9 protein-coding genes are annotated in these 11,943 nt (G+C 73.9%); all 9 read right to left on the bottom strand.

The genetic code is table 11. The features are described from left to right. Nucleotides 1-44: 44 nt before the first annotated feature. Genes AOM07_RS08690 through AOM07_RS08730 form a run of 9 tightly spaced genes read right to left on the bottom strand, consistent with a single transcriptional unit; the run spans nucleotide 45 to nucleotide 11,938 of the window. Entirely contained in the window at nucleotides 45-1,097 is a 1,053-nt protein-coding gene (locus AOM07_RS08690) for a cell division protein FtsQ/DivIB (RefSeq protein WP_062312857.1), read from the bottom strand. After that, on the bottom strand, nucleotides 1,090-2,445 hold the full coding sequence (gene murC, locus AOM07_RS08695) for a UDP-N-acetylmuramate--L-alanine ligase (protein WP_062312860.1): 1,356 nt from the start codon (nucleotides 2,443-2,445) through the stop codon (nucleotides 1,090-1,092). Before murC ends, AOM07_RS08690 begins: the two co-directional genes overlap by 8 nt. After that, nucleotides 2,442-3,554, bottom strand: a complete 1,113-nt coding sequence (locus AOM07_RS08700; RefSeq protein WP_228374416.1) for a UDP-N-acetylglucosamine--N-acetylmuramyl-(pentapeptide) pyrophosphoryl-undecaprenol N-acetylglucosamine transferase — start codon at nucleotides 3,552-3,554, stop codon at nucleotides 2,442-2,444. Before AOM07_RS08700 ends, murC begins: the two co-directional genes overlap by 4 nt. Continuing rightward, complete coding sequence (locus AOM07_RS08705) at nucleotides 3,547-4,758, bottom strand: FtsW/RodA/SpoVE family cell cycle protein (protein WP_062312863.1); 1,212 nt, start codon at nucleotides 4,756-4,758, stop codon at nucleotides 3,547-3,549. Before AOM07_RS08705 ends, AOM07_RS08700 begins: the two co-directional genes overlap by 8 nt. An 8-nt stretch (nucleotides 4,759-4,766) precedes the next feature. Then, on the bottom strand, nucleotides 4,767-6,143 hold the full coding sequence (gene murD / locus AOM07_RS08710; RefSeq protein WP_228374417.1) for a UDP-N-acetylmuramoyl-L-alanine--D-glutamate ligase: 1,377 nt from the start codon (nucleotides 6,141-6,143) through the stop codon (nucleotides 4,767-4,769). Beyond that, nucleotides 6,140-7,225: a phospho-N-acetylmuramoyl-pentapeptide-transferase gene (mraY, locus tag AOM07_RS08715; RefSeq protein ID WP_062312865.1), complete on the bottom strand. Its 1,086-nt coding sequence runs from the start codon at nucleotides 7,223-7,225 to the stop codon at nucleotides 6,140-6,142. Before mraY ends, murD begins: the two co-directional genes overlap by 4 nt. After that, a complete protein-coding gene (locus AOM07_RS08720; protein WP_062312867.1) occupies nucleotides 7,222-8,610 on the bottom strand; it encodes a UDP-N-acetylmuramoyl-tripeptide--D-alanyl-D-alanine ligase in 1,389 nt (462 codons plus the stop codon). The genes mraY and AOM07_RS08720 overlap by 4 nt, the downstream gene beginning before the upstream one ends. Beyond that, entirely contained in the window at nucleotides 8,607-10,145 is a 1,539-nt protein-coding gene (locus AOM07_RS08725; protein ID WP_156171892.1) for a UDP-N-acetylmuramoyl-L-alanyl-D-glutamate--2,6-diaminopimelate ligase, read from the bottom strand. Before AOM07_RS08725 ends, AOM07_RS08720 begins: the two co-directional genes overlap by 4 nt. A gap of 2 nt (nucleotides 10,146-10,147) precedes the next feature. Continuing rightward, a complete protein-coding gene (locus tag AOM07_RS08730; RefSeq protein ID WP_156171893.1) occupies nucleotides 10,148-11,938 on the bottom strand; it encodes a peptidoglycan D,D-transpeptidase FtsI family protein in 1,791 nt (596 codons plus the stop codon). Between the last annotated feature and the right edge of the window lie 5 nt (nucleotides 11,939-11,943).

Consider the following 11,943-nt stretch of genomic DNA (forward strand, 5'->3'; position numbering starts at 1 on the left):
CGCGTGTCGCGAAAGAATTATCGGCGCGCGCGACGCGCCCCCGTTCAGCCGGTCGTGGTGGTCGGCAGCGTCGGCGCCGAGACGTCGATCGCTGTCACGCCGTCGGCCTGCCCCGAGTCGAGCAGCACCTGCAGGACGCGCGCCTTGAGCGCCGAGTCCTCGGCGCTCCCCCAGTCGACCTGGGGGCCGTTGCGCAGCACGAACGTCACGGTGTCCTCGGTGGTCGCGGAGATGTCCTGGACGCGGTTGCGCAGCTTGACGGGCAGCTGGTTCACGACGCCGAGCACGGACTCGAGGATGCGCTCGTTGCCCTTGCCCACGGGCACCGTGACGACGGGCAGCTTCTCGGGGGTCTCGGCCGAGTGGCCCACGCGGGTCGCCTCGGAGTCGAGCAGGTCGTAGCCGCCCTCGCCGTCGGGCACCGCCGCGACCGGCTCGCGCGACGTCAGCTCGATGAGCAGGCCGCGCGGCCATACGCGCTCGACCGTGGCGTCGCGCACGCCGGGCACCTCGCGCAGCTCGTCGGCCACGCGCGACGAGGCGAGGGTCGCGAGCGACCGCCCCTCGTGCGCCTCGACGACCTCGGCGACGTCCGCGGGGTCGACGACGGTGCCGTAGCCGGCGACCTCGACCTGCGCGGGGTCGAGCGCGAGCACGGGCGAGGCAAGCACCACCCACGCGAGCGCGCCGGCGACCACGACGTAGCCCGCGCGGCGGGCCCACACGATCGCCGACAGCCGGCGCTGCGCGGCGGCCTGCTCCTTGAGGCGCGCCTGGAGGCGCAGCGTCACGTTGCCGAGCTGCTCGGCGGCGGCCTCGGCGCCCCGCGTGGTGCGGCGCCGCAGCAGCCCGCCCCACCGGCGCGCGGGCTCGGCCGCCTCGGCGGGGCGGGGCGAGCGCCGGCGGTCGCCGTCCCGGCGCCATGGGCGCGCGAGCTCGTCGGACTCCGCGGTCACCGGCACGCCGGTCGAGCGCGGCCGGGTGCCGGTGGCGACGCTCCCCGAGCGGGGCCGCTCGGCGGACGACGCAGGCGCCGTCGGCGCGGAGCCCTGCTCCCGGCGCGCGGCCGGTCGCGGGGGGCGGCGGACCTCAGACATCGCGCTCCGCGAGGCGCGCGAGGATCCAGTCGGCGGCCAGGGTCACGGTGCCGGAGCCGACCGTGTAGACGATGTCGCCCGGGCGGGCCGCGTCCGCGGCGAGCCGCGCGGCGTGCTCGAGGTCGTGGGCGAGCGTGAGCGTCGAGCCCTCGGGCATGACCGCGTGCGCCGCGATCGACGCGGAGGACACGCCCGGGATGGGGTCCTCGCGGTCGCCGTGGACGGGTGCGAGCACCACGTCCGCGTCCGCGACCGACAGCGCGCGCCCGAAGTTCTCGGCGTGCATCTGCGTGCGCGTGAACAGCGCGGGCTGGAAGAGCACGACGATGTGGCCCGCTCCCCCGTCGCGCGCGGCGCGCAGCAGCGCGGCGACCTCGGTGGGGTGATGCGCGTAGTCGTCGATGACGCGCACCCCGGCGGCCTCGCCGCGCAGCTGGTAGCGGCGTCCGGTGCCGGCGAAGCGGGCGAACGATGCGGCGGCGGCCTCGGGGTCCGCGCCCATCTCGACCGCCGCGAGCCACGCGGCGGTCGCGTTGAGCCGGTTGTGCGCGCCGGGGGCGCTCACCGCGAGCGGGATCTCGCGCCCCTCGTACGAGATCGTGTCGGGGCCGACGACGGCGTCGGCGCCCGAGCCGGGCGAGCCGTACGTGAGCACCCGGGTGCCCGCCGCGCGGGCCCGGTCCGCGAGCCCCGCGACCACCGCATCGTCCACGCACGCGATCACGGTGCGCGACTGCGCGGCGAAGTCCGCGAAGGCGCGGTGGAGGTTCTCGACGGTGCCGTGGAAGTCGAGGTGGTCCGGCTCGATGTTGAGCAGGATCGCGACCTCGGGGTGGTAGCGCAGGAACGAGCCGTCGGACTCGTCGGCCTCGAGCACCGAGATCCCGGCGGTGCCGGCGTAGCCGCCCGCGACCGCGCCCTCGATGCCGAACACGCGCGCGCCGACGGCGAAGCCCGCGTCGACCCCGGCCGCGTGGAGCGCGTGGGCGACCATCGCGGAGGTGGTGGTCTTGCCGTGCGAGCCGGCCACCGCGACGAGCCGCTGGCCCTCGAGCGCGCGCACGAGCGCCTCCGAGCGGTGCCACACCGGGATGCCGAGCTCGCGGGCGCGCGCGAGCTCGACGTTGGTCTCGCGCACCGCGGTCGACACGACCACGGCGGCGGCGCCGTCGACGAGCGCGGCGTCGTGGCCCAGCTGGACGTCCATGCCCGCGTCGGCGAGCGCCTGGAAGTACGCGGTCTCGGCGAGGTTGGTGCCGGACACGGTGTAGCCGCGCGCCGCGATGAGCCGCGCGACGGCGGACATGCCGGAGCCGCCGACGCCGATGAAGTGGATCCGCTCGCTCACAGCGCCCCCTCGATGAGGTCCGCGAGGCGCGCGGCGCCGTCGGCGATGCCGATGCCGCGGGCCGCGTCGCGCATCGCGTCGCGGTGGTCCGCGTCGAGCAGCATGTGCTCGGCGTGCAGGGTGAGGGAGGTCGGGGTGAGGTCCGCGTCGCGCACGAGGACCGCCGCGCCCGCCTCGACGGCGGAGGCGGCGTTGAGCGCCTGCTCGCCGTTGCCGTGCGGCAGCGGGACGTAGAGCGCGGGCAGCCCGAGCGCGCCGATCTCGCACACCGTGGCGGCGCCCGAGCGGCACACCACGGCGTCGGCGGCCGCGAACGCGCTCGCCATGTCGTGGGCGTACTCGGACACCGCGTACATGCCGCGGTCGGAGGACGGCAGCTCCGCGAGGGCGCGGTAGGCCTCCTCGGTCTTGCCCTTGCCGGTGAGGTGGATGACGTGGACGCCGTGGGACACGAGCGTGCCGATCGCCTGCGAGAGGGCGGCGTTGAGGCTGGCCGCGCCGAGCGACCCGCCGAACGCGAGGAGCACGTGGGCGTCGGGCGCCCACCCGCGGGCCTGGCGCGCCGCGGCGGCCGCGGCGGCGCGGCTGTCCGGGTCGCCGAGCGTGCGCGCGAGCGACTCGAGCTCGGGGCGCAGCGGCAGCCCCGTCACGGTCGCGTGGCGCAGCGGGGTGCCGGGGAACGTGACCGCGACGCGCTCGGTGAGGCGCGCGCCCAGCCGGTTGGCGATGCCGGGCTTGGCGTTGGCCTCGTGCACGACGATCGGCAGGCCCCTGCGGCGCGCCGCGAGGTACACGGGCGTGGAGACGTACCCGCCGAAGCCGACGACCGCGTCCGCGCCGAGGCGGTCGATCGCGTCCTCGCACGCGCGGATCGCGCCGCGCAGGCGGCCGGGGAAGCGCAGCGCCGCGCCGTCGGGGCGGCGCGGGAACGGCACCTTGTCGATCTCGACGAGGTCGATGCCCGCGCGCGGCACGAGGTCCGCCTCGAGCCCGTCGGGCGTGCCGACGGCGGTGACGTCGTGGCCGCGCTCGAGCAGGGTCGCGGCGGTCGCGAGCAGCGGGTTGACGTGGCCGGCGGTGCCCCCGCCGGCGAGCAGGAGGCTAGCCACGACGGCGCCCCCGGGACAGCACGGACAGCGAGCGGCGGACCACGGACGGGCGGGCCGCGAACGCCTCGGCCGCGCCGGGCTCGTGGCGCGCGAAGGAGAGCAGGACGCCCATGGCGGCGAGCGACATGATGAGGGACGAACCTCCGGAGGAGACGAGCGGGAGCGGGACGCCCGTGACGGGCAGGAACTCGAGGACGACCGCGATGTTGACGACGGCCTGGATGACGATCCACGCGCCGATCGCGGCGCCGGCGATCTGCACGAAGCGGTCGGTGCTGCGGGTGACGATGCGCGTCACGGCGACGAGGATCATGGCGAAGGCGGCGAGGATGAGCAGCGTGCCGAGCAGCCCGAACTCCTCGCCGATGATCGCGAAGATGTAGTCGTTGTCCGAGGCCGGCAGCCAGCCCCACTTCTCGCGGCTCATGCCGGGGCCGAGGCCCCACAGCCCGCCCGAGGCGAGCGCCCACGTGCCGTGCGTCTGCTGCCAGCACGCGTCGCCGACGCACTCGCCGGTGAACCACTGCTCGATGCGCGCGACGCGCGACTTCGCGGAGAAGACGAGCGCGACGATGCCGACGGCGCCGAGGACGCCCGCGATGCCGAAGAAGCGGCCGGGCACGCCGGCGACCCAGAACGCGGTGGCGACCACGACGAGCAGGATCATCGCGGTGCCCATGTCGCGGCCGGCGAGCACGAGCACGAGGACGATCCCGGCCATGAGGCCGCCGGGCATGAGGATGTGCTGGGGGTGGGTGAGCCGGTCGCGGAACCGGGACAGCACCACGCCGAGGTACAGCGCGAGGCCCAGCTTGGCGATCTCGGACGGCTGGAGGCTGAAGCCGGCGATGCGGATCCAGGCCTTGTTGCCGCCGACCGCGAAGCCCGTCGCGAGCACGACCGCGAGCAGCGCCATGGAGCCGTAGAGCACGAAGGGTGCGGCGCGCCTCCAGAACGTCACGGGCATGCGCGCGCCGATGACGAGCGCCGTCATGCCGACGGCGAGCGCGATGAGCTGCGTGACGAAGCCGGCGTACGCGTTGCCGTTGTCCGTGCGGATCGACGCGATCGACGAGCTCGACAGCACCACCGCGAGCCCCACGAGCACGAGGATCCCGGTCGCCGAGACGAGCAGGTAGTACGACGTGAGGGGCGACCGCCAGGCGGAGACCGAGCTCTCGGGACGTGCCGCTGTCGCGGTCATGCCACCTCCTAGCGGTCCCACGCCTCCACCGCCCTGGTGAACGCCTCTCCTCGGTCCGCGTAGCTGCGGAACTGGTCCATCGATGCGCACGCGGGCGACAGGAGGACCGTGTCCCCCGCCTCCGCGAGCCCCCGGGCCGCCTCGACCGCCCGGCTCATCACATCCTCTCCCGGCGGCACGGGCACCACGGGTAACCCGGGCGCGTGTGTCGCGAGGGCCGCCGCGAGCGGCTCCTGGTCCACCCCGATGAGCACGACGGCACGGACGCGGCCCGCGATCGCCTCGATCAGGCCGCCGAACTCCTGCCCCTTCGCGAGGCCGCCGGCGATCCACACGACGGACCGCTCGGCGCGGCCGCCGAAGGCCGCCTCGACCGCGTGGGCGTTCGTGGCCTTGGAGTCGTCGACGTACGCGACGCCGTCGAGGTCCCGAACCCACGCGGTGCGGTGCTGGTCGAGGCGGAACGCGCGCAGCCCGTCGCGCACCGCCTCCTGGGGCACGCCGACGGCGCGGCACAGCGCGGCCGCGGCGAGCGCGTTGGTGACGAGGTACGGGGGCACGTCGCCCGCGACGAGGTGCGCGAGGTCGTCGACCTCGCCCAGCTCGGCCGCCTGGCGGTGGCGGTCCGGCACGAAGGCCCGGTCGACGAGGAGCCCCTCGACGAGGCCGAGCTGCGACGGTCCCGGCGAGCCGAGCGTGATGCCGATGGCGCGCGCGCCCTCGACGACGTCGGCCTCGGCGACCATCGACTCGACGAGCGCGTCGGCCGCGGGGTACACGCACGCGACCTGCACGTGCTGGTAGACCTTCGCCTTGTCCGCGCGGTAGGCCTCGAGGCTGCCGTGCCAGTCCGTGTGGTCGTCGTCGGCGTTGAGGCACACGGCCGCGTGCGGCGAGATGGTGTGCGCGAAGTGCAGCTGGAGGCTCGCGATCTCGACCGCGACGAGGTCCGACTCCTCGCGCGCGGCGTGGATGACGGGGATGCCCATGTTGCCGCACACGCGCACGTCGAGGCCGCCCGCCCGCGCGATCGCGCCGACCATCTGCGTCGTGGTCGTCTTGCCGTTGGTGCCGGTGACCATGACCCACGGGACGCCCGGGCGGCGCACGCGCCACGCGAACTCCATCTCCGACCAGATCTCGAGGCCCGCGGCCTCGCACGCGCGCACGGCGTCCGAGTGCGGCGCGAAGCCCGGCGAGGCCATCACCACGTCGAAGGACGCGAGGTCCACCTCGGACACGTCGCGGTGGTCCGCGGCGCCGTTCGCGTCGACCGTGACGGCGGTGCCGCCCAGCTCGCGCGTGACCTCGGCCGCGGAGGTGCCCGCGACGCCGACTCCGAGGACGAGGACGCGACGGCCCTCGAGGGTCGTCAGGTCCGTCACAGCGAGGCCACCCACTCCGCGTAGAAGATGCCGACGCCGAGGCCGGTGAACATCGCCGCGATGATCCAGAAGCGGGTCACGATCGTGACCTCGCCCCAGCCCATGAGCTCGAAGTGGTGGTGCAGCGGCGCCATCTTGAACAGGCGTTTGCCGCCCGAGATCTTGAACCAGCCGATCTGGAGCACCGAGCTGGCGACGACGAGCACGAACAGGCCGCCGACGATGACGCCGAGCAGCTCGGTGCGGGTCACCATCGTCATGCCGGCGATCGCGCCGCCGATCGCGAGCGAGCCGGTGTCGCCCATGAAGATCTTCGCGGGGCTCGCGTTCCACCACAGGAAGCCCAGGCACGCGCCCGCGATGGCGCCCGCGAGGATCGCGAGGTCCCACGGGTCGCGCACCTCGTAGCAGGTCGACCCGGCGCCGGGGGTGCCGCACGCCTGGTTGATCTGCCACAGGTTGATGAGGATGTACGCCATGAAGAAGATCACCGCGGTGCCGCTCGCGAGGCCGTCGAGGCCGTCGGTGAGGTTGACCGCGTTGGACCACGCCGTGATGAGCAGGTTCGACCAGATGACGAAGAGGATGAGGCCGATCGTCGGCCCCCAGATCGCGAGGTCGAGGCTCGTGTCGCGCAGGAACGAGATCGCCGTCGACGCGGGCGTGACGCCGCGGTCGTCGGGGAACTGCAGCGCGAGGATGCCGAACGAGATGCCGACCACGCCCTGACCCAGGAACTTCCAGCGGGCCCTGAGGCCCAGCGATCTCTCGCGGGAGATCTTGATCGCGTCGTCGAGGAAGCCGACGAGGCCCAGCCCCACCATGAGGAAGACGACGAGGATGGACGATGCGCTGGGCGCGCGGCCGACGAGGAGGTTGCCTCCCAGCCACGCGAGCACCGCCGCGATGATGATGACGACGCCGCCCATCGTGGGGGTGCCGCGCTTGACGTGGTGGCTCGCCGGACCGTCCTGGCGGATGAACTGGCCGAACTGACGGTGCGTGAGGTACCGGATGAGGACCGGGGTCGCGAGGAGCGACAGCAGCACTCCGAGCCCTGCCGCGAAGACGACCGCCTTCATCCGACTCCTCCCACGAGCTGGTCCGCGAGCTCCCACAGCCCGGAGCCGTGGGAGGCCTTGACGAGGACGGTGTCCCCGGCGCGCAGCGTGTCCTCGAGGAGGGCGCGCGCCTCGCCGATTGTATCGACGTACGCGGCCTCGTCGCCCCACGAGCCCTCGCGGACCGCCGCGACGTACGCCGGGCGGGCGCCCTCGCCCACGATGATCGCGTGGTCGATGCGCAGGCGCACCAGGTCGGTGCCGATCTGCTCGTGGATGCTGACGGACGACTCCCCGAGCTCGAGGATCGCGCCGAGCACGGCCACGGTGCGGCCGCCCTCCGCGACGAGCTTGAGCGCGCGCAGCGCGGCGCGCATCGACTCGATCGAGGCGTTGTACGCGTCGTCGATGATCGTCACGCCGTCGGCGCGCTCGGTCAGCGCCATGCGGTGCGCGGACACGGGGCCGGCCGCGGCGACGCGCTCCCACGCGTCCTCGGGGTCCAGCCCGCACTCGAGGCACACGGCGAGCGCGGCGAGCGCGTTCGTGACGTGGTGCTCGCCCACGAGGGACAGGGTGCGGCGGGGCAGCTCGAGCGGCGCGGCGCCGTCCTCGCCGGCGCGCACCACCTCGAGCGACGCTCGTCCCCGGTCCGTGGTGACGCCGCGGGCCGCGAGATCGCCGTGACCGATGCCGAAGAGGACCGCGCGCTCGGCGAGCGCCGCCATGGGGGCGACCCGCGCATCGTCCGCGTTGAGGATCGCGACGCCGCCGGGCACGAGGCCCGTGACGATCTCGCTCTTGGCGACCGCGACGTCGTCGGGCGAGGCGTACTCCCCCATGTGCGCGGTGCCGACGGTGAGCGCGACGGCGACGTCGAGCGGCGCGATCGACGTGAGGTAGTCGATGTGGCCCAGGCCGCTCGCGCCCATCTCGAGCACGAGGTGGCGCGTCGAGTCGTCCGCGCGGAGCACGGTGAGCGGCATGCCGATCTCGTTGTTGAAGCTGCCCACGGGCGCGACGACGTCGGGCAGCGCCTGCGACAGCAGGTCCTTCGTGGTCGTCTTGCCGTTGGAGCCGGTGATGCCGATGACGGTGATCCCGCCCTCGGCGCGCAGCAGCGCGAGGTAGGCGCGCGCGAGGGACCCGAGCGCGGCCTGCACGTCCGCGACGAGCACGTGGGGCGCGTCGACGGGCTCGGAGACCAGGCACAGCGCGGCGCCCGCCGCGACGGCCTGCGGGACGTAGTCGTGGCCGTCGACCCGCTCGCCCACGAACGCGACGTAGAGGAAGCCGGGCTCCACCGCGCGCGAGTCCTTCTCGACGCCGGTGACGAGCGCGTCCACGTCGGCGGCGAGCGTGCCGCCCACCGCGTTCGCGATCCACTGGGCGGTGACCGGCCTCACGCGCGCTCCTCGCGGACGCGGGCGAGGGCGGCGAGGAACGCCGCGGCGTCCGTGTAGGGGTGGTGCACTCCGTCGATCTCCTGCGTGGTCTCGTGCCCCTTGCCGGTGGCGATGATGGTGTCGTCGGGGCCCGCCATCCGGACGGCGGCCTCGACGGCGGCCGTGCGCGGGAAGACCTCGTGCACGTCGCGGCGGTCGCGACGCTCGGCGTCGACGCCCTCGAGGATGCGGGCCCGGATGTGCTCGGGCGGCTCGGTGCGGGGGTTCTCGTCGGTGACGATGACGACGTCCGCGTGGGTCGCGGCGGCGGTGCCGAGGCCGGGGCGCTTCGAGTCGTCGCGCAGGCCGTCGCAGCCGAAGACGATGATGATGCGTCCCGGCGTGACGAGGCGCATCGCCTCGAGCACGCTCGCGATGCCGTCGGGCGTGTGCGCGTAGTCGACGACGGTCATGGGCGTGTCGGCGTCGCGGGTGGTGACGATCTCGGTGCGGCCCGGCACGGGGCGCGCGGTCTCGACGCCGCGGATCGCGTCCTCGAGCGGGACGCCGAGCGCGTGCGCGGACACGATCGCGCCGGTCGCGTTGGACACGTTGATGAGCCCCGGCAGCGGGATGTCGACGTCGTGGCGCGAGCCGTCGGGCGCGAGGAGCACGAAGCGCATGCCGCCGCGCTCGGTGGGCCACGCCTCGACGGCGTTCCAGTCGGCGCGCGGCGAGCCCGGGCGGGTCGCGACGGTCTCGACGGGCACGGTGACCTCGTCGACGAGGCGCCGGCCCCACTCGTCGTCCACGAGCACGACCGCGCGCTCCGCGAACTCGGGCGTGAAGATGCGCGCCTTCTCCTCGAAGTACTCCTCCATCGTGTGGTGGAAGTCGAGGTGCTCATACGAGAGGTTGGTGAAGAGCACGACCGCGAAGCGGGTGGCCGTGACGCGCTCGAGGGCGATGGCCTGGGACGAGGCCTCGGCCACGGCCGCGGTCACGCCCGCCTCGCGCATGCGGGCGAGCAGGCCCTGGAGCATCGGCGCCTCGGTGGTGGTGCGCGCGGCGGGCGCGGCCTCGTCGCCGATGCGCATCTCGACGGTGCCGAGCAGCCCGACCTTGTCGTGGACGGTGCGCAGCGCGCCCTCGGTGAGGAACGCGGTGGTGGTCTTGCCGTTGGTGCCGGTGAGCCCGATGATCGGGACGTCGCGCGACGGGTCGCCGTAGACCTCAGCCGCCGCGAGCGCGCACGCGCGGCGCGGGTGCGTGGTGACGAGCACGGGCACGCCGGTGGCGCGGGCCTCGTCGGCGCCCGCGCGGTCCGTGAGGATCGCGGCGGCGCCCTGGGCGACGGCCTGCGCGGCGAAGCGCGCGCCGTGGACGTTCTCCCCCGGCAGCGCGCAGAAGAGGTCGCCGGGCTCGACCCCGCGCGAGTCGACGGTCGCGCCCGTGACCCGGACGTCGGGTCCGTGCAGGTCTGCGCCCACGCGCGCCTCGATGGCGGACAGCAGGGCGCCGGCGACGCGGGAGGGACGCATCGGGAGGTCCGGCATTCTCACTTCCAGGTGGTCGGGTACAGCGTGGGCTCCGTCGTGGACGGCGGCACCCGCAGGGACTGCAACGCAAAGGTTGCCACATCCTTGAAGACGGGGGCGGCGGTGGTGCCGCCCCAGATCTCGGTCTTGGGATCGAGCAGGATGACGGACACGACGATACGCGGGTCGTCCGCCGGGGCGATGCCGACGAAGGACGCGACGATGGACGTGAGGCGGCCGTCGGGGCCCGCGGCCTGCGCGGTTCCCGTCTTGCCGGCGACGCGGTAGCCGTCGATGCGCGCGAGCACGCCGGTGCCGCCGTCCTGCGTCACGTCCTCGAGCATCGTGAGCACCTGCGTGGCCGTCGACTTCGACACCACCCGCTCGGGCTCCTCGGTCTCGCGCGCCGTGAAGGTGCCGTCCTCGTCCTGGTAGCCCTTGACCACCGAGGGCTGGATCTTGAGGCCCTTGTTGGCGATGATCGAGAAGACCTGGCTGGTCTGCAGCGCGGTGACGGCGAGGCCCTGGCCGAACGTGGTGGTCCACTTCTGGCGGCCGTCCCAGTCGTCCCAGTCCGCGAGGATGCCGGCCGACTCGGCGTTGAGGCCCACCCCGGTGGTCTCGCCGAAGCCGAACTTCTTGAGGTACTTCCACCGCGTCTCCGAGCTCATGAGCTCGCCCACCTGCACGGTGCCGGTGTTCGAGGACGTCGCGAGGATGCCCGACAGCGTGAGCTTCTCCTTGTCGTGCTCGTGCGAGTCGGTGAAGGTCTGGTCGTTCTCGGTCGTGTACTTGTACGGCGCGGTGAAGTGGGTGAGCGGCGTCGCGACGCCCTCCTCGATCGCGGCGGCCATCGTGATGACCTTGGCGGTCGAGCCGGGCTCGAACACCGTCGACACCGAGCGCGCGCCGCGGTCCTCGGCGTCGGACGCCGCCGGGTCGTTGGGGTCGACGCTGTCGGAGTCGACGAGCGCGAGGATCTCGCCGGTCTGCGTGTCCTGCACCACCACGGTGGCCTGGCTCGCGCCGGTCTCGGAGACCGCCTCCTGGGCGCGCTGCTGCGCGTACCACTGGATGTCGCGGTCGATCGTGAGGACCACGTCCTCGCCGGGCACCGCCGCGGTCTCCTCCTGGACGCCCGTGGGGATGAGGTACGCGCCGGTGGAGTCGCGCTCGTACGTGAGGGAGCCGGCCTCGCCCTCGAGCTCGTCCTCGTAGGCCGCCTCGACGCCGGTGAGGCCCACCGTGCCGGTGCCCTCGGAGGTGCCGCCCATGAAGCCGACGACGTTGCCCGCGAGCGAGCCGTTGGGATAGACGCGCTTGGACACCGGCTCGGGCTCGATGCCGAGGATCTTCTCCGCGGCCACGAGCTCCCACGTCTCGGGCGAGATGTCCTTGACCAGGTAGGCGAACGTGCTGTCGCCGATCATCTTGGCGCCCAGCTCGGCGGCGTCGACGTCGAGGATCGGCGCGAGGATCTCGGCGGCGCCCGCGGGACCGGAGGCGACCACCTCGCCGTCCTCGGTGCGCGTGAACTCCTTGATCTTCTGCTGGTTGACGCCCACGTTGTAGCGCTCGACCGAGGTCGCGAGGACGACGCCGTTGCGGTCGACGATGTCGGCGCGCGGGACCGTCAGCTCCTTGGTGACGAGGCGCTGCGACAGCGCCTCGGACGCGATCGACTGCGAGTTGACCGCCTGGATCATCACCAGCCGGGCCGCGAAGACGACGAGCACGACGAGCAGGAAGCCCGTCATGAGCCGCTGTCGCAGCCGCGGGTCCGCCAGGCGGGGCGCGCGGGGCGAAGGCATCCGGT

The organism is Demequina rhizosphaerae (assembly GCF_000971255.1).
GTDB classification, from domain to species: Bacteria; Actinomycetota; Actinomycetes; order Actinomycetales; family Demequinaceae; genus Demequina; species Demequina rhizosphaerae.